The organism is Streptomyces sp. AF1A (genome assembly GCF_047340315.1).
Taxonomy (GTDB): Bacteria; Actinomycetota; Actinomycetes; order Streptomycetales; family Streptomycetaceae; genus Streptomyces.
On the sequence record NZ_JBLEBI010000010.1, the window covers coordinates 56,623 to 76,727 of the forward strand.

General features: G+C 69.6%; 20 protein-coding genes. 8 read left to right on the forward strand and 12 right to left on the reverse strand.

Going from position 1 to position 20,105, the window contains the following annotated elements:
• Window positions 1-26: 26 nt before the first annotated feature.
• From ACLU3S_RS05505 to ACLU3S_RS05530, 6 genes are all read right to left on the reverse strand, one after another.
• Entirely contained in the window at window positions 27-1,220 is a 1,194-nt protein-coding gene (locus ACLU3S_RS05505; RefSeq protein ID WP_413950584.1) for a PP2C family protein-serine/threonine phosphatase, read from the reverse strand.
• Window positions 1,221-1,354: 134 nt separating this feature from the next.
• Window positions 1,355-1,867: a DUF5994 family protein gene (locus ACLU3S_RS05510; RefSeq protein WP_413950585.1), complete on the reverse strand. Its 513-nt coding sequence runs from the start codon at window positions 1,865-1,867 to the stop codon at window positions 1,355-1,357.
• Window positions 1,868-2,026: 159 nt separating this feature from the next.
• The gene (locus ACLU3S_RS05515) at window positions 2,027-3,001 is read right to left on the reverse strand and encodes an STAS domain-containing protein (protein WP_413950586.1); all 975 of its coding nucleotides are present in this window, start codon (window positions 2,999-3,001) and stop codon (window positions 2,027-2,029) included.
• A 533-nt stretch (window positions 3,002-3,534) separates the two neighbouring features.
• On the reverse strand, window positions 3,535-4,578 hold the full coding sequence (locus ACLU3S_RS05520) for a serine hydrolase domain-containing protein (RefSeq protein ID WP_413950616.1): 1,044 nt from the start codon (window positions 4,576-4,578) through the stop codon (window positions 3,535-3,537).
• A gap of 117 nt (window positions 4,579-4,695) precedes the next feature.
• Window positions 4,696-5,229: an NUDIX domain-containing protein gene (locus tag ACLU3S_RS05525; protein ID WP_413950587.1), complete on the reverse strand. Its 534-nt coding sequence runs from the start codon at window positions 5,227-5,229 to the stop codon at window positions 4,696-4,698.
• 1 nt (window position 5,230) lies between these two features.
• A complete protein-coding gene (locus ACLU3S_RS05530; protein ID WP_413950588.1) occupies window positions 5,231-6,586 on the reverse strand; it encodes a tetratricopeptide repeat protein in 1,356 nt (451 codons plus the stop codon).
• Between the two features lie 222 nt (window positions 6,587-6,808).
• Between ACLU3S_RS05530 and ACLU3S_RS05535 the strand changes: the two genes are divergently transcribed.
• From ACLU3S_RS05535 to ACLU3S_RS05550, 4 genes are all read left to right on the forward strand, one after another.
• Entirely contained in the window at window positions 6,809-7,558 is a 750-nt protein-coding gene (locus ACLU3S_RS05535; protein WP_365169380.1) for a hypothetical protein, read from the forward strand.
• Between the two features lie 77 nt (window positions 7,559-7,635).
• The gene (locus ACLU3S_RS05540) at window positions 7,636-8,547 is read left to right on the forward strand and encodes a phosphotransferase family protein (RefSeq protein ID WP_413950589.1); all 912 of its coding nucleotides are present in this window, start codon (window positions 7,636-7,638) and stop codon (window positions 8,545-8,547) included.
• A complete protein-coding gene (locus ACLU3S_RS05545) occupies window positions 8,548-9,240 on the forward strand; it encodes a class I SAM-dependent methyltransferase (RefSeq protein WP_413950590.1) in 693 nt (230 codons plus the stop codon).
• A 29-nt stretch (window positions 9,241-9,269) separates the two neighbouring features.
• The gene (locus ACLU3S_RS05550; protein WP_413950591.1) at window positions 9,270-9,845 is read left to right on the forward strand and encodes a hypothetical protein; all 576 of its coding nucleotides are present in this window, start codon (window positions 9,270-9,272) and stop codon (window positions 9,843-9,845) included.
• Window positions 9,846-9,920: 75 nt separating this feature from the next.
• On the opposite strand, the gene ACLU3S_RS05555 is transcribed toward ACLU3S_RS05550, so the two are convergent.
• From ACLU3S_RS05555 to ACLU3S_RS05575, 5 genes are all read right to left on the reverse strand, one after another.
• Window positions 9,921-11,591, reverse strand: coding sequence for a relaxase/mobilization nuclease domain-containing protein (locus tag ACLU3S_RS05555; RefSeq protein WP_413950592.1), 1,671 nt, complete (start codon window positions 11,589-11,591; stop codon window positions 9,921-9,923).
• Window positions 11,591-12,229, reverse strand: coding sequence for a plasmid mobilization relaxosome protein MobC (gene mobC / locus ACLU3S_RS05560; protein WP_413950593.1), 639 nt, complete (start codon window positions 12,227-12,229; stop codon window positions 11,591-11,593). Before mobC ends, ACLU3S_RS05555 begins: the two co-directional genes overlap by 1 nt.
• Before the next feature lie 58 nt (window positions 12,230-12,287).
• The gene (locus tag ACLU3S_RS05565) at window positions 12,288-13,124 is read right to left on the reverse strand and encodes a DUF2637 domain-containing protein (protein WP_413950594.1); all 837 of its coding nucleotides are present in this window, start codon (window positions 13,122-13,124) and stop codon (window positions 12,288-12,290) included.
• Window positions 13,125-13,337: 213 nt separating this feature from the next.
• Complete coding sequence (locus ACLU3S_RS05570) at window positions 13,338-14,543, reverse strand: DUF3631 domain-containing protein (RefSeq protein ID WP_190018968.1); 1,206 nt, start codon at window positions 14,541-14,543, stop codon at window positions 13,338-13,340.
• 86 nt (window positions 14,544-14,629) lie between these two features.
• Entirely contained in the window at window positions 14,630-14,872 is a 243-nt protein-coding gene (locus ACLU3S_RS05575) for a helix-turn-helix transcriptional regulator (protein ID WP_079173374.1), read from the reverse strand.
• Window positions 14,873-15,352: 480 nt separating this feature from the next.
• On the opposite strand from ACLU3S_RS05575, the gene ACLU3S_RS05580 reads away from it, so the two are divergent.
• On the forward strand, window positions 15,353-15,649 hold the full coding sequence (locus tag ACLU3S_RS05580) for a helix-turn-helix domain-containing protein (RefSeq protein WP_190018969.1): 297 nt from the start codon (window positions 15,353-15,355) through the stop codon (window positions 15,647-15,649).
• A gap of 1 nt (window position 15,650) precedes the next feature.
• On the forward strand, window positions 15,651-16,964 hold the full coding sequence (locus ACLU3S_RS05585; protein ID WP_413950617.1) for a tyrosine-type recombinase/integrase: 1,314 nt from the start codon (window positions 15,651-15,653) through the stop codon (window positions 16,962-16,964).
• 67 nt (window positions 16,965-17,031) lie between these two features.
• On the opposite strand, the gene ACLU3S_RS05590 is transcribed toward ACLU3S_RS05585, so the two are convergent.
• Window positions 17,032-17,682, reverse strand: a complete 651-nt coding sequence (locus tag ACLU3S_RS05590) for a hypothetical protein (RefSeq protein WP_413950595.1) — start codon at window positions 17,680-17,682, stop codon at window positions 17,032-17,034.
• A 307-nt stretch (window positions 17,683-17,989) separates the two neighbouring features.
• Here ACLU3S_RS05590 and hemL point away from each other — a divergent pair, with 307 nt between their 5' ends.
• Together hemL and ACLU3S_RS05600 are read left to right on the forward strand one after the other, a co-directional pair.
• Window positions 17,990-19,306 (forward strand): glutamate-1-semialdehyde 2,1-aminomutase, encoded by a 1,317-nt coding sequence (gene hemL, locus ACLU3S_RS05595; RefSeq protein WP_413950618.1) that lies wholly within the window; start codon window positions 17,990-17,992, stop codon window positions 19,304-19,306.
• Between the two features lie 35 nt (window positions 19,307-19,341).
• Window positions 19,342-20,001 carry a histidine phosphatase family protein gene (locus ACLU3S_RS05600; RefSeq protein ID WP_413950619.1) on the forward strand — a complete coding sequence of 220 codons (660 nt, stop codon included), beginning with the start codon at window positions 19,342-19,344 and terminating at the stop codon, window positions 19,999-20,001.
• Window positions 20,002-20,105: the final 104 nt, after the last annotated feature.

Consider the following 20,105-nt stretch of genomic DNA (forward strand, 5'->3'; position numbering starts at 1 on the left):
CGGTGACGGACGGCGGGGACAGGAGGTCAGCCGCGCCACTCCACCATGAGCAGCGTCGCGTCGTCGCTGGTCTGTCCGCCGCGCGCCTGCTTGAGCGTGTGGGACAGGGAGCGCGTCACCGCCCTGATGCCGCGGCCGGTCCTCTCCAGCTGGTTCACACAGTCGATCAGCTGGTCCTCGCCGAACTCCTCCCCGCCGCTCTTGTGTTCCTCGACCACTCCGTCGGTGAAGCAGAGGACTCGGTCCCCGGGCACCAGCCCCAGTTCGCTCACCCGAGGCTCCGAACCGCCCAGGCCGACGGGAAGGGTCGTCGGGGCGACCAGACGCTGCGCGACGCGGTGGTCGCGGACGAGGATCGGCGGCGGGTGCCCGGCGTTGACCCACTGCACCCGCCCCGTGGTGGTGTCCAGCTGCAGCATCTGCGCGGTGACGAAGTGCTCGGGACCGAACTGCTCGGCCACGGCGCGGTCCATGAACTCGTAGATCTCCGACAGTCCGATGCCGGAGCGGCGGGCGTGGCGGTAGGCGCCGATGGCCACGGTGGCCATCGTGGCCGCGTCCAGTCCGTGGCCCATCGCGTCGATCATGACCACGTGGAGGACATCACCGTTCAGCGCGTAGTCGAAGCTGTCGCCGGCCACGTGGTAGGCGGGTTCCAGGATCCCGGCCACGGCGACCCGGGGCATGATCATGGCCAGCGGTGGCAGCAGCGACCACTGGATCTCCGCGGCAACGCTCATCCCCTCATCGCGTCGGACGCCGAAGAACAGGTCGGAGTAGCCGTGCTTGGTCACCAGAAGGTCGGCCACCAGGCCGGAGATTCTGAGCAGCAGGCGGCGGTCGTCATCGTCGACACTGTCCAGCGTCACCGCCATGACTCCCACCTGGTCACCGCCGTCCAGCAGGGGTAGATGGACCCGGACGCCGTCTTCCTGAGGCACCTCCACGGGAACGGCGTCGAGAAAGCAGCGGCCCGCCTCGGAGCCGTCGATCACCTGCGGTTCCCCGCCGGTGAGGCCCTCCCCGGGCAGCGGTACGAGCACCAACTGGCCGTAGTCCTGCAACAGCACCTGCGGACGGCGGCCACCGAGCCGCTCCATCACGTCGGCGACCAGGGGCCCGATGAGATGGGGTGGGAGTTCGTGCGCGCTGTCCAGGATCTTCCCGAGGAGCGCTTCCCCGAAGCTCTCGGACCGGTCCGGGCGCCGTCCTGCTGTCATCCCCTCACCTTTCGCGGTCACGCTTCGGGCGGGGGCGGGCCCGGATGACAAAGGATGTGTCGGTGCCATGGCTCCATCATGCGGTCGTGGACGCCCGGCCCGCCGGTCACGGGGAGTCGGTCGGGTCGTGCTGCTCATCTCGGTCCGGCTCCGCCTTCCGACTCCCAAGTGTCCTGTCCGTCGAGGCCGCTCTCGGCGAGTGCCAGCAGGCGCGGAGCCGACAGTGGGTTCGCGGGGTCGGCAGCAGCGGTCAGCAGCCGGGCGGCCACTCGGGCCGGCTCGTCCGGGGGGATCACCAGCAGTTCCCAGCTCCCTACGGTGCCGCAGTCCACGGTGATGGCATGCGCCTCGGCGGCGGAATCGGTCAGCACCACCTCGATCACGTGGCCGGGCGCCATCACCTCCTGCGGGGCATCGGGCCAGGCGGCCGTTTCCACGGTCACGCGGGTGACGGTGCCGATGCCCGGATCCAAGGAGCCGACCAGCGCGGGCAGCTCCAGTTCCAGTGCGTCGCAGCGCGGCCACCATGCGCCGTCCAGCGGGCCATGGCTGACATCTGGCATGAGGCGCAGCCGGGGCATGGGCATCCGGTAGGAGTGTCCGTCACCTGGCACCGCACCTTCGGCGGGCTCTGTGGTGATGTTCATCGTGCGATTCCGTTCCGGGCCGTGCGGTTTCCGGCTGCCCGTGTCTGTCGCTCGCCGGGAACGGCGCCGCCGTCATCGTGCGCCCGGAAGTTCTCGGTATGTCTCAGATTACTCCCGGCTCTGGCAGGCGGCGTGGCGGGCGGCCATCGCACTGCCACATCATCGGCGTGCCCAGGGCTGTCCTTCGGCGTACAAGGTCAGCACGCAGGGGGCGACGGGCCCGGGCAGGCCGACGACCTCACCCATGATCTGCCAGCCCCAGGACGAGAAGGCGGCTCGTGCTCCCCGGTCGGCAGGATGAAGCAGGGTGACCCCGAGGGAGGAGTGCAGGTCTGTGAGGAGACGCTGTTGCAGGCGGTGGGCGATGTCACGGTGCTGTGCGTGCGGATGGGCCACGACCTGGGTCAGGACGACGAACCGCGCGCAGGAGGTGAGCCGCTGGATGATCTCCTGGAGCGTTCCGCCGCCCTGCCGGCCGTCGGAGCCGTCGGAGCCCACCGGAAAACCGAAGGCGCAACCGACCAGCACCGTCGTCTCGGCGACCAGCAGGGCGAAGCCGCGGCGGTGGGCGGTGACCGCCAAGCGGTGCAGGAAGTCTCCGCGGTCGTGGTACGCCTCTCCGACGGTGCCCGCGACGGACTCCGCAGCCAGGTCGGCGATGTCCTCGCGCATGTCTTCTGCCTGCCGGCGGGTCAGCCGGCGAAGGCGGATACCGTCCCTGAGGACCGGCTGGTCCGGCCGACGAGCGCGGTCCTCGGGCCCCCGCGTCGCGGTACTCATGTGGTCGCTGGATGCGGTGGGCGGCACGGGACTCACGGGGGCCGTAAGGAGCAGCGAAGTCGATCCGGTGGCGTCGAGGAGCCGGGCGATCTGAGCGCACGGATGGTGCAGCCGCAGGCGGGCGTGGACCCGGCCGGCGCGCCATGCTGCCGACAGGAGGACGTCCAAGCCCCGGGCGTCGCAGGAGCCGACCGTGGTCAGGTCGATGTCGATCTCGGTGACGCCGTCCAGCAGACACTGCTCCACCGCGGCCCGCAGCAGCGGCGTCGTGGCCGGCCCGATGTCGCCGGCCAGCGTGACGAGCGTTCGCTCTCCTCGGTTCCGCCGATGGATGTCCAGCCGGGAAAGGGCCATCACGTCTCTCCTCGGCGGGATTGCGGACCTGCGCGGGCGCTCGGCGCGGTTCCTGCCGTGACGAGCTTGCGCTGAGTTGCTTCGACCGCGGCGGACATGGTGCCGACCCGTCTCCGCGCCGACCACGGGGGCGGCCCGGATTCACTCGTCTCTCGCCGAGGACGACCCGGCGTGGGGCCGGAGTACGTGATGCCCTCGGTACTTCAACCGTACGTCGGCCGCAACCGGAAGCGGCTGCGTCGAAGGACGCGCACCTCACAGCCGAGGGCCGGCGGGGTAAGGGCGGGGCGCCAGCCCGCCCCTGCCCTGTCGCGGCAGGTGCGCAGGATGCGCCCCGGCTCTGGACCAGAACCGGGCGCCGCGCAGCCCCCTGAACACAGCACAGCGCTGCCGCCCGTGATCAAAACCGGACGGCAGTGCGGGCGGACGAATTGAATGCCAGCTCACTTCCGAACCCGCACGCGACGCGACCTCCGTCCACCGGGTCTCCGAACCAATCCGAGCGAAACGTCCCACGCCAGGGGGACCGGTTCCTAGGTGAAAGCCAGCTTTCGGAAGGCGTTGCGGACACCGTTCAGCAGTTCGCGGTCGCGGGAGTAGTACAGCTTGTTGGTCAAAAGCACCGCCCACCGGCCGTCGATGGGGGAGATCCACATGCCTGTGCCGGTGAAGCCGTAGTGGACCCAGACCTCCTCCTCGGCAGTGGTGCCGGGAGCCGGATGCCAGAACAGGCCGCGAGCCGGCTGGAGATCACCCGTCTGCTTGGTCAGGGAGCAGGTGGCCCACTTGCTACCGAAACCGGCCCGCCAAGAGGACGTGGCAGGGGCGAGCATGTAGCGGAGGAAGGCGGCGAGGTCATCGACGACGGTGAAGACCCCGGCGATGCCGCACACGCCGCCGAGGAGGCGGGCCGAGAAGTCGTGGGCGACTCCCTTGAGGTGGGTGTCGGTGTCCTGGTCGAGTTCGGTCGGTGCGCAGCGGGCGGCGAGGTCGGCGGGCAGGGGGCCGAAGCGGGTGGAGGCCATGCCCAGTGGGTGCCAGGCGCGGGTGGTGGCCAGTTGGTCCAGGGGCTGGCCGGAGAGGTGTTCGGCGAGGTAGCCCAGGATGAGGGCGGCCCGGTCGGTGTACTCGACAGCTTCTCCGGGTGCCCGATGGAGTTGTTCTCGGAGGACGCCTCGGCGGATATCCTCGGGCTTGGTGCCATAGAGGTTCTTCAGCTGTGCCCGCAGGGGAACGCCGGCGGTGTGCGTCAGCAACTGCTGGGCGGTTACGGCGGCGAGTGGATGGCCGGCGACCTCGGACCAGAACGCGCCAAGCGGCTGATCGAGGTCGAGGGTTCCGTCTTCCCACAGGGCGCCGATGGAGGACCAGACGGCGAGGATCTTTGTGAGGCTCGCGGCGTCGAAGACGGTGTCGGTGCGCATCGGCACGTCCGGCTCGTCGGGGTCGAGGACGCCGGTGGCGCCCTGGGCGAGGACGCCGGTGGCGTCGCCGACGGCCCAGACGGCGCCCGGGTACACCTTGTCGCGGACTCCCTCGTCGAGTAGGGCTTCGATGCGCTCGCGGTCGTACGTCATGGTCTCCCTCTTCGCCGACGTGTCCTGCCGGGCGTTCACCGAGGAAACTTGGGAACGCTGAACGCGGTCACTCATCCCGCCGTGGGGCGAGACTTCATCCCCAGAAGAGGCGCTCAGTTATTTCCAGCCGTCCAGCGACACCTGGGGCCCGCCGCTGAGGTAGCGGTGGAGGGCACTGGCGGTGGTCTCGACGAATTCGTCGGGGATGGCGTTGGCGTCGACCCAGCGGACTTGGGCGTGCTTGCGAGGTTCGCGGTTTTCGGGCTCGCCGGACCATTCGTGGGCGACGAAGACGACGGTGAGGAAGCCGTTGGGGGCTTCCACGCCCCACGCGCCGTGGATGATGTGGGCGACCTTGAGCGCTTCTGGCCTGACGGTCAGACCGGTCTCCTCGTGCAGCTCGCGGACTGCCGTCGCGGTGATCGGCTCGCCGGGCTCGCTCTTGCCGACCGGAAGGTCCCACATGCCCTTGGCGAATTTGGCCTGGTCGCCGCGCTGGAGGAGGACCACGCGGTTGGTGGCCTTGTCGTGGACGATGACGGCGGCGACCAGCAGGGTCATGGATTCCACGGCGGGCTTGAGCGCTTGGGGCTGGTCATCGGTTGTCGGCTGAGCCACGGGGGTCCCTTCGTCGGCCGGGTTGGTGAGCATGTTAGGCGAGCGCCTCTCGGGCGCGACGGGCGAGTTCGGCGGCGCCGGGGACTTTGCGCCGCTGGTAGACCGCCAGCGTCGAGCGAATGGAGGTGATCGCCTTGCGGGTGCGGTCGGAGGTCATGCCGTCCATCAGCGTGAGGGCCTGGTTCCAGGCGGCGACCGCCTCATCGGCGCGGGCCTGGGCGGCGAGGCTGTCGCCGAGGTCCGCGTAGGTGAGGGCGTGGACGCGCTTGTACTTCTCAGGATCCCAGCGGACGAGCGCGTCGCGGTGCTGTTGCTCGGTTCCGACGTGATCGGCGAGGTCGGTGAGGGTGCGGGCCGTGTGGCTGGCGACGGTGCCGGCGGCGGGGCCGCTGACGAGGGAGAAGCTGGCCTGGGGGCCGTCGTCGCGGAGCAGAGCGTCTTCGGCGGCGAGCAGGGCGCGGGCCGCTGCGGGTTTTTCGTGGACTGCGGCGAAGGCGCGGGCGTGGGTGATGTGGAGTAGTGCCTCGGTCTGGCCGTCCACGTGGCCGAGTCCACGGCTGAGGGCGCCTTCGACGAGGTCGACGCAATGGTGGGGCTCTTTGAGGCTGAGGGCCTGGTGGGCGAGGGCGCGCATCATCCATGCGGCGTGACCGTGCGGGTCGGCTTCGCAGGCGAGCTGGTAGCCGACTTGGTAGTAGCGCTGGGCGGCGCCCTCCTGACCGAGGTCGTGGTGTTTCCAGCCCGCGAGGTAGGCCAGCTCGGCGACGGCGCCGAAGGCGGCCCGGCGCAAGGCTTCTGAGGCGAAGCGGGCGCGGAGCATCGGGGCGGCGGTATCGGCAAGGTAGGCGGTGACGGTGGTCAGCCCGTGGCCGCCGCCCAGGCGTTCGTCAGCTGCGCTGAACGCGGCAGTGATCTGGCGGATCACGTCGACGTCCTCGGCTCCTACCAGGGTCCGGCCCGTGCGTGCGCGGAGCATGCGGGACGCAGCCTCATGGTCGTAGGCCAGGGGCATGACCACGCCTGCGGTGGTGAAGGCGGCCACAGCCAGGAAGCGGCGTCGTTCGACGTCGGCGCGGCCCAGGTCGGTGGCTGTGACGACGGGATCGGGGTCGTCAGGAAGGGGCGCCTCGGGGTCGCGCAGGCCAATCTCGGTCAGGGTGACGGTGCGACCGGCCCTGCGGGAGAGAGCTTCCGCGAGGTAGTGGCCGGTCTGCCCTGTCGGTTGCCGAGTGCCGTTGACCCAGTGGGAGATCGCCGACTTGTTGGTGCTGATGATCTCGCCGTTCTCCGCGGCGATCCGGCGCACGTCCCTGGCCAGCGCGTCGTACGTGCAGCCGATCGCGTCGATGGCCTCGCGTAAACGTATGTTGGGCCTGTTGGGTGCCGCCATGACCTCCTCCGTCCTGGGGCTGTAAACCGCGTATACCGCTTGGCCTTGCCCACTCCGTACCCACTGTGCGTGACGGACTGTTCACTTAATCACAGCCGCCCGGAACTGCCCGACCGCAGTCCTGGCTCCCCCCTTCGGCCGGGCGGCCCTCGAAGTTCCGTACACCCTCTCCGGGTTCGGGCACTCCTGTGCCCGAACCCGCCGATCAGAGACGGAGACACGGTGACCACCATCGACACCAAGGCCATCACGGTCGAACTGCCGCAGGCGTTCGACGAGCGCTGGAGCCGCCTGCCGGGCATCCAGGTCGACGGCCGGCGCATCACGATCGACCCGGCCGAGTACTTCTTCCGCTTCGAGTCCAACACCTGGCTCGTCGCCGACTGGGAGCTGGTCAAGTCCCAGCTCCTGGACGTGCAGGAGACCACTGAGAGCGCGGTGGAGCAGCTCGCGCTGGACTTCATCAAGGCCCATGGCGAGTCCACCTCGGACGCCGCCCGGGTGCTGTCCACCGCCTACGAGGTGTACGCCTACCTGTTCCGCGACGAACACCTCGACGGGCTCGGACTGCCGCAGATCACCGCCGACCACCTGCGGATGCTGCGCGAGGCGGCCACGCTCATGGCACTCAACAAGGTCGAGCTCGACGGGCACATCTCCAACGTCGGCCCGTGCTGGTTCTTCCCCGCCGCCACCTCGGTCGTCTTCGACCTGGACGACGAGATGGGCGGGATGCTCGACGAGGTCTACCACGGCGGCTGGTTCAACGAGCACCGCCGCATCGAGTCCATCAAGGCCCACGCCGCCCTCGGCGGACGTCTGGTGCACGGCTGCCAGTCCGTGCCGGACCAGTCCGGCGGCGTCGTCGCGCCCTACGGTGCCTCGATGGCCAACTTCCGCGATGACCTGGCCGCCTTCAAGACCGGCTGGATCGAGCAGGTCTACGCCCACCGCGTGACTCCCGCCGCGTAACACCCAGCAGCAAGGCTCCGGGGCGGGCAGGTCCGCTCGCCCGCCCCGGATGCCGCCACGACCGTAATGGAGCCCCCGTGAACGACAACCTCACCACCGATCTCCTCGCCAACCTGTGCATCGTCGCGAACCAGACCGCCGCCAAGCGCGAGGAGGTGAGGGTGTGGTCGATGTCCGGCGTCGAACGCGTGACCTTCCCCGACGGCTGCACGCGGATCTTCAAGTACGCCAAGAGGCCCTTCGACAGCGAGGACCAGGCCCTACGGCTGGCCGGAACCCTCGGCATCCCGGCCCCGAAGGTCTATCACTCGGTCCGGATCGAGGGCTGGCTCGGCATGCTCCTGGAGGACCTCGGCACCCCCGTCCGGGAAGCGGACGACCTCGACGGTGCCGCAGCAGCCGTGGTCCTCCACCGCACGCGCACCGCTGGCGCGCTGCCCGTACTGCACGAGGAAAGGCTGCGGGCTCTGCCCAGCCGCGCCCTGGACCACCTCGACCGGCTCCGCAAGGCCGACCGCTGGCCGGACACCGGCGACATCGAGGAGGCCCTCGACCAGATCGCCCGGGCCGCCGACGCCCGCGCGCAGGGAACCACCCTGGCTCCCTTCGGCTGGGTGCACTCCGAGTTCCACCCCACCAGCCTCCACATCGGCCGACGCGGCTGGCGCCTGCTCGACTTCGCTCGCGCCTTCACCGGACCCGGACTGCTCGACCTCGCCAGCTGGCACGGCACCCTCGACGACCCCGACCCCGTGCGCCTCCGCGTCTTCCTGGAGTCCTACGTCACCGAAGGCGGCACCCCGGACGTACTCGCCGAGCGGGGCGGCCTGCCCGCGGAGAAGTGGGCGCTGGGCTGGCACCGCATGTGGGCCGTCGAGTGGTTCATGGAGCAGTCCATCCGCTGGATCAACGACCCCGCCACCGATCCCACCTACATCAAGGTCGTCCGCAGGCACCTCTCCGACGTCCTCCAGCTCCTGGAGGTGTAGGTGCTCGCGCAAGCCTCCCCCTGGTACGCCCACGCCCTCCAGCGCACGGCCGCCGGCCCGGCCGAACCACTCGCCCCACCCGCCCGGATGGAGTGGACTACACGGCCAGGCATCGGACCCGGCGCCGAGATCCTCGGCCCTGACCTGCGCCGGAAGCGTGTGGTCGAACTTGGCTGCGGACCCGGCCACAACGCAGCATGCCTCGCCACCCGGCACGCGGCCCACGTCACCGGCGTCGACCTGGTCGGCCTGCAAGTCCGCAGGGCCCGCTCACATTACGGACGGCTGAACAACCTCACCTTCGTCGCCGGACACGCCCTGCACTACCTGCAGGCCGCCGACGAGCAGTTCGACGCGGTCTACTCCATCTTCGGCGCCATCGGCCTCGTCGCCCCCGAACTCCTGCTCCCCGCCATCGCCAACCGCCTCAAGCCCGGCTGCAGCCTGGCCTTCTCCGTCCCCCACCCACAGCGCGGCGGCCGGGTCCCCGCTGTCGACGACCGACCCCGCCGCGACTACGTCACGCTGCCGGACCGCAGCCGCCTGCCCGTCGCTCGCTGGGACTTCGATGCCTGCCGCTGGGAGAAACACCTCGACCGCGCGGGCCTGTGGCTCGCCTCCGCCCAGGACTTCCACGACCCCCGAATGGGCCGCTGGCCCGCCACCCTGCTGATCACCGCACGCAAGCTCTGACACCCGCCCCGGCTTCCGCGGAGGAACCGATGCGTCCCTACCTGCTCATCGACATCGACGGCGTCCTCATACCCTTTCCCGACGCGGACGGCACCACCCCCGTCACCCATGCCCGCCACGAGGTCGTACCCACAGGCCGCAGTGCCGACGACCCGGTCACCATCTGGCTCAACCCCGCACACGGTCCCGCGCTCATGGACCTGATCCGTACCGGCCTCCTCACACCCGTCTGGTGCACCAGTTGGCGCCAGGACGCGACGACCCTGATCGGCCCCCTTCTCGGCCTCCCGCCACTACCGCACGTCGACTTGCCACGCCCCGACATCACCACCAGCCACCCCCACGGCTACCTGTGGAAGCGCGACCACGTCGACGCCTGGCTGGGCGACGCGCCCGCTGTGTGGATCGACGACGACTTCACCAGCCTCGACCACGAATGGTCTGCGGAGCGTGTCGCCCGCGGGTTGCCGACTCTCCTGATCCAACCCAATCCCCGAGAGGGTGTTCGACCGGAGCACTTTGCGGAGGTCTCGGCATGGGCTACGGGGGTGTCCACGCTCCGGGGAAGCGAGTCCTCGCCTCTGCGTGAGGCTGAAGCTGCATAGGCAGAGGCCGCTGCAGCGGATCTACGCTTCCTGCTGGTATCGCCATGAGGGATGTGTCGTGGGCCAGCGCCGGAATCACCGGTGTCGAGCGGATGCCGTCAGACCAGGCCGGGCTGCAACGCTCGTGCTGGTTTGGGCGGCTCGTGCTTGGTCGCTATGGAGCTGCCGGGCGGCGAGGCGTTGGATTCGCCAGGTGAGGGTCCTGGCGGTGGAGCGGGCGTCGTCCAGGGTGCGCAGCCGTGCGGCGTGCTGGAGAAGCTGCTCGGGGTCGTGACCCGCGTTCTCCGCTTCGGTCAGGGCGGCGGCCAGTGCCGGCCAGGCGGGGTCGTCGAGGACCTGTTGGGCGTGGTCGGGCAGGATCACGAGGATCCGCTGGGCGTGCCGTTCCATGCTGCGGCCCGGTGGCTGACGCTGGGCCAGGGCGGTCAGCGGTCCGGCGGCGGCTTGATGGTAGGCGGCCTGCAGGTGGACCAGAGCTTGGTGAGCTGCGGCGACTTGCTGGTCGTGCCGGTGGACCTGGTGCCAGCGGGCCGCGGCGAGGACGACGAGGACGGCGATGTCGAGGAACATCGCCAGCCCGGACCCGTCACCGGTGACCGGCGCGGTGCGCAGGGCTCGTATGGCGCCCCGGAGGGCGCGGGCGTGGTCCTGCTGGGCGCGGATGCGGGAGCGGGTGGCACGTTCGAACGCTGTGGCGGCCTTCTGCAGCTGTGGCCTCAGGTGGCTGGGGACGAGCAGCGGAAGGACGTCGATGGCCTCACCGAGAGCCGCGATGTGGGCCTGGGCGACTTCGTCGTCGCCGTGGTCGAGGTGGTGGGGGATGCGCTCGGCCGCGGCGGTGGCCTGGTGCCAGGGGTTGGGTCTGCGTCGACTGCCCGGCTCGGTGGCCGGCGCGGTGTCGATGGCGGTGAGGCGCTCCGCGATCTTGGGAAAGGACAGGTCGGGGGCGAGTTTGGCGCCGGAGAACCAGATCGGCTCGTCGGCGGCGTTGGTGTCGCCTTCCAGGGCGACCTTGTAGCCGCGCACGTCGCCGGAGGGGAAGTGCTGGACGTCGATGAGCACGCCCTCAACGCCGTCGAGCAGATGAAGGAAGTCCTCGGGGCTGGTGGCGATGGACACCAGCTGCCGGATGGTGGTGCGCAGGTGCTCGCGGGAGGTCTTGGCCTTGCCGGCGCGGCGGGCCTTCTCCTGCTCGGCGCGGGTGGGGCGCTTGGCGGCGGTGCGGTCTCCGCGCACGACCTGGTGAAGGCCGTACTCCTTCTCGATCTTGGCGAGTTCGCGGTCGGCGGTGAGGTAGTCGTTCCAGTGGCGTGCGGTACTCAGGTCGCCTCGGACCTTGGTGGCGGCGATGTGGATGTGGTCGTGCGCGTGGCGGACGGCGACCCAGCGGCAGCCGTCCGGGTCGTCTTGTGGCGCGATGCCGGTGGCCGCCACAACGCGGCGGGCGATGTGGGCCCACTCCTCGTCGCTGAGGTGGCGGTCGGTTGTGGCGGCTCGGATGGAGCAGTGCCAGACATGCTGTTCTGGAGCACGTCCCAGTCGGCGGGCTTGCTTGACGCGCAGGTCGAGGTCGGCCACCAGGAGCTTCTTTGTGGCGGCGAAGTCGTCGCTTCGGCCGGGGTCGGGGGCAAAACCGTCCCAGGAGGCGACGAGGTGAGGGTCGGTGTGGTCCGTGGCCCTCTTGGTGTCGAAGAGGTAGCGGATCAGGCCGGCTGTGTCCTTGCCGCTGCTGATCTTGGCGATCATCAGGCCGCCTTCTTGCTGACGGCCTGGTTAGCGGCTGCAGCGATCTCAACGACGGCGGCACGGACCGCCGTAAGGGTGCGCTCGGCATGGGTCAGAGCAGCGTTGTCCTCAGGGTGTGGATGGCCGCCCGCGTTGAGCTTCCGGGCGATCTGGTTGACGTTGTTGCCGATCTTGGCGACCTGCTCGCGCAGGGCGGTCAGCTCGTCGATGTAGTCGTCGAGCGGGGTGCGCTGGCCGGGCAGGGCGAGGTCGCCATGGATGTGCGCCATGACGACAGCGCCGACGTAGTGGGCTCCGGCGATGTTCAGTGACCGGGCTTTGCGGAGGATCGCGGCCTTCTCCTCGATGCTGTAGCGCACGTCGACGCGTTCCTTGCGCTGGGTGTCCTTGCGCTTGCGGCGACGGGCGATGCGGTGCAGGGCGGCTGCTTCAGCGGCGCGCGGGAGCACGCCGTTCCCTGCGTCGGCGTGTTCCTCCTCCTCGGGCGCCCCCTGGTGCCCGATGGCCTTCGCCACCCCTGGGGCGGAGGCATCCCTGTTGGAACGGCCCTTGGACGGTCCAACGGCATACCTTGCTGGCTGGTTGGCGCTGGTGGTCATCTCGGGCTGCCGAGCCGGGAGTTCATGGTCGTCATGCATCGGGCGGTTTCTCCAAGCACCGTTGCGGGTGTTGTGGGGACGGAAGCGTCCGTGGCCGTCAGAGGACACCGGCGGGTTCCTTGCCGGGCTCGGCATGACGGGCTGACTCGTCGAGTTCGGCCTGCACCCGGTCCTTGATCTGCGTCAGACGGTCCTTGCCGATGCGGTGCCTGGCGGCTCGAATGGCCGTCTCGATGTTGCGGCGTGAGGCGCGACCTCCGCGTCCCAACGGTGCGGTGCGCGCGACGACGAGCAGTTCTTCGAAGGTTGTGTCGTGCTCGTGGGCATCCGTGTTGGCGTGTGCCTTCTGCGGCACATCGACCGCTTCCTCTGCCGTGTTCGGGGGTTCGGCCACATCGGGCAACCTTTCGGCCTGCGCCGGCAGACCGGCGTCGTCCTCCGCAGGGGCGGGCGGTTCGATGGTGTTGTGGCCGGGGTCGGGGACGTTGTGGCTCTTTGTGGCGGCGGCTTCGTCGGCCTGGGGTGCGGGGTGGCGGCGGATCACAAGGTCGAGGTGGACGGCGCCGGCGAGCGCGAGTGGGGCGATGGCGGACAGGGCGCCAACGGTGACGTTGTCGAGGTGGAGTCCGGCGGTGTGTGCCTGCTGGTTGAGACGGACGGCGTGGAGGGCGTTCGCCCATATGCTGGTGACGGTCGCGAGGCCGACGAGTGCCCAGACGTACAGACGAGAACGCCATGGTGCGGCACGAAGGATGAGCAGGGCGGCGACGCCGATGGCGATGAACCCGTCGATCACGAGCGGGAAGGCGTAGGTCAGCACTCCGCGGATGTGGATGGCGACGGCCATCTGCCGCAGGGCGTCGTAGGAGAGGGCGAAGCCGATCGTGCCGACCAGGGCGACCCCGAGGCGGATCGCGGCGGTCAAGACCGGCACGGGGGACGTGGTGGTGCGTGAAGGCAAGCGGCGTACTCCAGGCGGTGGCGGGTGCCATGGGCACAAGGGGCTGGCGGGAAGGGCAGTGACTCGTCGCACCCGTCGCATGCCTGGTCAGGCAGGTACGGATGGCCGCCGTGGTACGGGTGGACTCGTCACAGCGAGGACACCCGTCGCGGGGCTGACCTGCGATGCGACGAGTGCGACGAGTCTTTACGGGTGCGGGCTCGGGACGTGGGCGTCGTTCTCGTCGCCGCTGTCGGCCGTCGGCTCTTCGGGGCAGTAGCGGGCCCACGCGTCGATGAAGCGGAGGCGGGCGAAGCCCTTGGCCTGCCGTCCGCCTTCGAAGCGGTGGGTGGCGGCCTTGATGTCGAAGTCCTTCAGGAGGATCCCCAGGTGGCGCGGGCTCAGGCCGGCGGTGCCGTACTCAGCCCAAGGCGCCTCCTGATCCTTGAGGAGTTCGTCCAGGAGGTCACGGGTGCGCATGATGTCGGGATCTCCGCAGCGTGCGAAGGCACGGCGGATGTCCTGCAGCAGGCGCGTCTTCAGGTTGGACTCGTCGTCTTTGCCCGCCTCGGCCGCGCACATGGCCGCACACGCGATACGGGCCTGCTCGGGCCAGGTGCCGCCGGCGAGTTCGGCGACGATCACCAGTGGCTCCCAGGTGTCCGCCGCACGGTCCTGCACCGGCATCGGCGGTACCAGATCCGCTGCGGTGTCCATCAGGGGCCGGAGCCAGGCGGTCAGCCGGTCGCGCAGACCGTGGAGGGCAGGGATGTCACGGCGGGAGCGGAACTGATCCACCCGCTCACCGTCCTTGCGGCGCTGCATGCGGATCACCACTGCCCGGTCCATGACCGTGTCCGGCAGGTCCCCAATGCCGGCGAGTGCGGCCATCGCGAAGGTGGGGAACGCCTGCGGCTTGTGCTCCGGGCCGGAGATGCGCAGGGCGGGTCGGTTGCGCTGGTGGCCGGCGTTGAGCAGGCCGCGCAGCTCCTCGTTCTTCTCGGCGGCCTTGATGCTGCCGAAGATGGTGTCGGCCTCGTCCACCAACAGGGTGGGCGGGTCGTCGCCGATGGCGCGGAAGACGACCGCCGGACTGGTGTTGACCGTGATCAGCGGTTCGCGCACGGTCTCCGTGATCACGTCCAGCAGGCGGGACTTGCCGCACCGCTTCGCCGGCCCGACCACCGCGAGACGGGGCGCGTGCTGGAGCGCGGGCTGGATGTGGGTGGCGGCCACCCACAGCGTCACAGTGGTCAGCGCCTCGCCGCTCGGCAGGATCACGTACCGCGCGATGGCTGCCCGCAACTCGTCCAGTAGCAGGGCCCCTTCATCGGGTCGCGCCGGCTCCTCGTCGGTGGCTGAGGTCGGGGGAGCGGGGGCGGTGGCGGAAGACGTAGGTTCGTCCACAGGCATTCCTCCCTGGTGGGCCGGACGGGCAAGGCCCGGCCCACCGGTTCGATCGTTCAAGGGCGACGGAGCAGGGGCTTGGACCGGCGGCTTCAGGACGCGAGGTCGTACGCGGACTGGCTGGTCACCCAGGCGTCCACCTCGTGCCAGCGGTAGCGCAGGTGGCGGCCGACCTTGTGCACGTTGGGGCCGATGGCCCGGTACTTCCACTGGTAGAGGGTCTTCACCGGCACGCCGAGGTAGGCAGCGACTTCCGCCGGGGTGGCCAGCGGACCACGCCTGGCAGCGTCGGCGGTGGAAGAGGCGTTGGCGTTGCGGGCAGCGGTATTCGGCATACGGCTCCTTTTCGGTCATGGACAGCGTGCCTGGACAACACAGCCACACCGCGAGCGAAGAAGTCCAGCGTTGGTTCTAAAACTCTCCACTAATTCCCTCGGCGTGGCTGGGAGGGGGAATAACCGTAGAGGCGGATCGGCCGTTGACCAAAAAGTCGGCGGCTACGTCCTCGTCCTTGAGCCCACGGGGGGTCCCCCTCAGGGTCGGTGCCGGCCGTTGTCGCAGGCCAAAGGGTGACTAGGTAGGTGCGCAAATGAGCTGGAGCGGGCGGTGAGCACATCGGTAGATACCTGCTCAAAACACCCAAACTTTCCGCGCGACGGCAAGTTAGCACAGCGACCTGCGGGAATTGCCCGTCCGCGCCTCGTGAATAGGAGAGATAAACGCCACGCCGCCCACGGTCACCTGGCGGCGAGTTCTGTAGAGTTTTAGAGCCAACTCTTGCCATAAAGGTCAGCTGCAAGTTACAGCTACCTGTCATGGCAACTCGACCCGTCGAAATAGGCCCCGCCGGCCTCCACGTCGCCCGCGCCATAGAGCGAATACGCATCGCGCGCGGCCTGACGCAGCACCAGTTGGCTGTTCGATGCACCACGCTGGGACGCCCGATGTCCAACACCGCCCTCAGCCGCACCGAGCGTGCCCACCGCCGCTGCGACGTCGACGACCTCATCGCGATCGCTGCCGCCCTCGGCGTTTCGCCTGCAGCCCTGCTGCCTCTGGAGACCTCTCCGATCCAGACCTGGGAGCGCATTGAGGGGGTCCTTCTTGGCTGACGTGTACGACCGCTGGCACAAGTCCCACCCCAAGCCCACCGAGGCCGAGTGTGGTGAACACAAGAGCCGTACGCGGCAGATGGTCCCCACCGTCGATCACGGCGTCGGCAAGCGTTGGCAGGTCCGCTACCGCGATTTGGACGGCCGTCAGCGCAAGGAGAACTTCGACACGAAGGCCGAGGCGGACAACCGGGCCGCTGAGGTCGACGTCGAGATCAGGCGCGGCTCCTACGTCGTACCAGCCGAGACGAAGCAGACGCTCGGCGTCTACGCGCAGAAGTGGCTGGACGCGAACTCCGTCGGTCCGACGACAGCCCTCCGCTATGAGGCGACGGTCCGCAACCACATCGTCGAGCACCTCGGGCGACGCGAGCTGCGTTCCCTCAACCAGCCCTCGGTCATCCAGGGCTGGATCCGCACTCTTCAGGACGCCGGCCTGGAGGTGTCGACGATCGAGGGCATCTTCGACATCCTCTCCAGCATCCTCGGCGCGGCCGTGGAGGACGGGCTGCTGCCGAAGAACCCCTGCAAGGCGAAGTCCGTCAAGCTGCCGACCGCGACCAAGAAGAAGATCATCCCTTGGCCGCTGGAGCGCGTCCGCGCAGTCATCGCCGGCCTGCCCAAGCGGTTCCAGGCCGGAGGCAAGCTCGCCTTCGGCTGCGGCCTGCGCCAAGGCGAGGTCTTCGGCTTCGCCGTCGAGGACATCGACTTCAAGACCGGTTGGATCCACGTCAACCGCCAGGTGCGGCTCGTCGGCACGAAGCCCGTCTTCGCGCTGCCCAAGGGGAACAAGATCCGGTCCGTGCCTCTACCGGCCCAGCTTGCCGCTGTCCTCAAGGCGCACATGAAGGAGTTCCCGCCGGTCGAGGTCACCCTGCCCTGGGCCAAGCCGGACGGCGAGCCGAAGACCTTCCGCCTTCTCTTCGTCGACCAGAAGGGGCGGGCGTACAACCGCAGCGTCTTCAACATGGGCGACTGGAAGCGCGCCCTGGCCGCCGCCGGCGTGATCCCTCCCCGCGAGCGCGGTGCGAGGTACCTCCAGGCGGCCCGGGAGGACGGGATGCACGCCCTCCGGCACGCCTACGCCTCCGTGCTCCTGGATGCGGGGGAGAGCATCAAGGCGCTCTCCGAGTACCTCGGCCACTCGGACCCGGGCTTCACGCTGCGGACGTACACGCATCTGCTGCCGTCCAGCGAGACGCGGACCCGCAAGGCCATCGACGACGCCTTCACGGAGCAGCCGGCACGAGAAGCCCAGGGCACATCAGTGCCCCCGGCGAAACCAATGTGCCCTCAATGTGCCCTGGCCGCCTGAAGGCCCCTTCCGGCACATGACGAGGGCGGGGTCCGAAAACCCCGCCCGCTACCCGAGAAACCCCAGCTCAGGGCCAGACGAGGCAGTACGGCTGATGCCCCGCGTCATGCAGCCGCTTCGAGAAGTCCTGCCACTCGTGGAGCAGCTGGTACACGTTGAAGGCGTCGCGCGGGCCGCCCCGGTCCGGGACCGTGGACCAGATGAAGGCCGCCGCGCCGACCGCTTCCTCGCCGATGCCGCGCAGGGGGTCGACGACCGTCATGGGGAGCTTGACCACCGCGTAGTCGGGGTGCAGGACGACCAGTTCCAGGGGCGGGACCTTGTGCAGGGGGACGCCCTCGATGCCGGTCAGCACCATGGCGGCCATGGTCTCCGGCTTGATCTTGGTGAACATCCCGTTCATGCCCAGCTCGTCGCCGCCGAGTTCCTCGGGACGCATCGAGATGGGGACGCGGGCCGCGGTCGCGCCGTCCGGCGCGCCGAAGTACTTGTACGTCACCCCCACTCGACCACCATTCCTGCTCCCCGCCCTCAGGCGGTCCACCCGGTGGTCGAACCGGCGGTCCAGCTGCCGGTCGTACCGCTCGGGCTCACTCGGTACACCCTGTGTCTGTCGTGCTTCGGTCGCTTCCTCCGCCTCGCGCCGGTGCCTTCCCCGCCGGGCACGCCGAGGACCCAGGTCATCGGTCCCCTCGCCCAGTCCGCCACCGCGATGCATATCTCCACCCGACTGCTTTTCTAGGACGCGTGGCCCCCGCCACGCAACCCGATCATCGTGTCAGTGACCTCCCCCACGCCCGCCCGCCGAAACGTGCGGCGGAACAACAGTCCAGGGGATCTCTTCCCGACCTCTGATCATTACGTGCGTACGAGCTGTGTGTATCAGTTGTCAGTCTCGCAGATGCCGGATGGCGGTGGCGCGGACCGGAGGCGAGCCGCTGTGCGGCCCGGCGGCGGCCTACCCTGAGGAGGTCACCCCGCAACCGGAGCCCGAGAAGCCGGAGAAGCCGCACGTCATGAGCGCCCTGAGCGAAACGCCCTATCCGTACGAAGCGCCCGCCTCGCAGGCGCTCTTCGACCGCGCCGGCGTCGTCACGCCCGGTGGTGTGAACTCCCCGGTGCGCGCCTTCCGTGCCGTCGGTGGCACGCCCCGGTTCATGGTGTCGGGGAAGGGGGCCTACCTCACCGACGCCGACGGGCGCGAGTACGTCGACCTGGTGTGTTCCTGGGGGCCCATGATCCTCGGGCACGCGCACCCCGAGGTTCTCGCCGCCGTCCAGGAGGCGGTCGCCCACGGTACGTCCTTCGGCACGCCCGGTGAGGGCGAGGTCGCGCTCGCCGAGGAGATCGTCGCCCGGGTCGCCCCCGTGGAGCAGGTCCGGCTGGTCAGCAGCGGGACCGAGGCGACCATGTCCGCCATCCGGCTCGCGCGGGGCTTCACCCAGCGGTCCAAGGTGATCAAGTTCGCCGGCTGCTACCACGGCCACGTGGACTCGCTGCTCGCCGCGGCCGGCAGCGGCGTCGCCACCTTCGCGCTGCCCGACACGCCCGGCGTCACCGGTGCGCAGGCCGGGGACACGATCGTGCTGCCGTACAACGACCTGGAGGCCGTGCAGGAGGCCTTCCACCGGCACCCGGGCGAGATCGCCTGTGTGATCACGGAGGCCTCGCCCGGCAACATGGGCGTCGTGCCGCCGGACCCCGGGTTCAACGAGGGGCTCCGCGACGCCTGCCACAAGAACGGCGCGCTCTACATCTCCGACGAGGTCATGACCGGTTTCCGCACCAGCCGCGCCGGCTGGTACGGCGTCGACGGGGTCGAGCCGGACCTGATGACGTTCGGGAAGGTGATGGGCGGCGGCTTCCCCGCCGCCGCGTTCGGCGGGCGGGCCGACGTCATGGCGCACCTCGCGCCGGCCGGCCCCGTCTACCAGGCGGGCACGCTCTCCGGCAACCCGGTCGCCACCGCGGCCGGACTCGCCCAGCTGCGGCTCCTGGACGACGCGGCCTACGAGAAGGTGAACGCCGTCTCGGCGCAGATCCAGGCCCTTGTCACCGAGGCGCTGAGCAAGGAGGGCGTCGCGCACCGGGTGCAGACCGCGTCCAACATGTTCTCGGTGTTCTTCACCGACCGGCAGGTGCGCACCTACGAGGACGCCAAGCGGCAGGAGTCGTACCGCTTCACCGCGTTCTTCCACTCGCTGCTGTCGAACGGCGTCTACCTGCCGCCGTCGTCCTTCGAGTCCTGGTTCGTGTCCACGGCCCACGACGAGCGGGCCATCCAGAAGATCGCCGACGCCCTTCCGGCGGCGGCCCGGGCGGCTGCGGAGGCCACCGCGTGAGCGACAACAGCAAAGACGTCACCGTCGTCCATCTGATGCGGCACGGGGAGGTCGACAACCCGGACGGGATCCTCTACGGGCGGCTGCCCGGCTACCACCTGTCGGAGCTGGGCCGGCGGATGGCCGACCGGGTCGCCGAGCACCTCGCCCCACGCGACGTCACCTACGTCTGCGCCTCGCCGCTGGAGCGGGCGCAGGAGACGGCCACGCCGATCGCCAAGGCGCACGGTCTCGACCTGGACACGGACGAGCGGCTGATCGAGGCCGAGAACGTCTTCCAGGGCAAGACCTTCGGCGTGGGCGACGGCGCGCTGCAGCGGCCGGAGAACTGGAAGTACCTGGTCAACCCGTTCCGGCCGTCCTGGGGCGAGCCCTACGTCGACCAGGTCGTGCGCATGATGGGCGCGCTGAACGCGGCCAAGGACCGGGCGCGCGGGCACGAGGCGGTGCTGGTCAGCCATCAGCTGCCGATCTGGATCGTGCGGTCGTACGTCGAGCGGCGGCGGCTGTGGCACGACCCGCGCAAGCGGCAGTGCACCCTCGCGTCCCTGACGACTTTCACATATCTCGGCGACAGGATCGTCTCCGTCGGCTACAGCGAGCCCGCCATCGATCTCGTCCCCGCCCATCTGCGGGCCGGAGCCAAGCCGCAGAAGGGCAAGGGCACGGCCCAGGGGAAGGCCTTCGGGGCCTGAACCCCCTCCGCGGGACCGTCGTCTGACGTAGCGTCAGGCCGAACTTAGGGCACTTTTGCCGGGATTATTGCGAAAAACATAAGAATTAGCGGAACCTCCCCGAC

Bases quoted from the DNA above. Each gene is read 5' to 3' on its own strand.
- ACLU3S_RS05515 (WP_413950586.1), bottom strand. From the start codon at position 3,001: ATGGCCCTTTCCCGGCTGGACATCCATCGGCGGAACCGAGGAGAGCGA.
- ACLU3S_RS05550 (WP_413950591.1), top strand. From the start codon at position 9,270: ATGCGTCCCTACCTGCTCATCGACATCGACGGCGTCCTCATACCCTTT.
- ACLU3S_RS05555 (WP_413950592.1), bottom strand. From the start codon at position 11,591: ATGATCGCCAAGATCAGCAGCGGCAAGGACACAGCCGGCCTGATCCGC.
- ACLU3S_RS05570 (WP_190018968.1), bottom strand. From the start codon at position 14,543: ATGCCTGTGGACGAACCTACGTCTTCCGCCACCGCCCCCGCTCCCCCG.
- ACLU3S_RS05575 (WP_079173374.1), bottom strand. From the start codon at position 14,872: ATGCCGAATACCGCTGCCCGCAACGCCAACGCCTCTTCCACCGCCGAC.
- mobC (WP_413950593.1), bottom strand. From the start codon at position 12,229: ATGCATGACGACCATGAACTCCCGGCTCGGCAGCCCGAGATGACCACC.
- ACLU3S_RS05525 (WP_413950587.1), bottom strand. From the start codon at position 5,229: ATGCTCACCAACCCGGCCGACGAAGGGACCCCCGTGGCTCAGCCGACA.
- ACLU3S_RS05590 (WP_413950595.1), bottom strand. From the start codon at position 17,682: ATGCATCGCGGTGGCGGACTGGGCGAGGGGACCGATGACCTGGGTCCT.
- ACLU3S_RS05520 (WP_413950616.1), bottom strand. From the start codon at position 4,578: ATGACGTACGACCGCGAGCGCATCGAAGCCCTACTCGACGAGGGAGTC.
- ACLU3S_RS05600 (WP_413950619.1), top strand. From the start codon at position 19,342: ATGCGGCACGGGGAGGTCGACAACCCGGACGGGATCCTCTACGGGCGG.
- ACLU3S_RS05510 (WP_413950585.1), bottom strand. From the start codon at position 1,867: ATGAACATCACCACAGAGCCCGCCGAAGGTGCGGTGCCAGGTGACGGA.
- ACLU3S_RS05505 (WP_413950584.1), bottom strand. From the start codon at position 1,220: ATGACAGCAGGACGGCGCCCGGACCGGTCCGAGAGCTTCGGGGAAGCG.
- ACLU3S_RS05580 (WP_190018969.1), top strand. From the start codon at position 15,353: ATGGCAACTCGACCCGTCGAAATAGGCCCCGCCGGCCTCCACGTCGCC.
- ACLU3S_RS05530 (WP_413950588.1), bottom strand. From the start codon at position 6,586: ATGGCGGCACCCAACAGGCCCAACATACGTTTACGCGAGGCCATCGAC.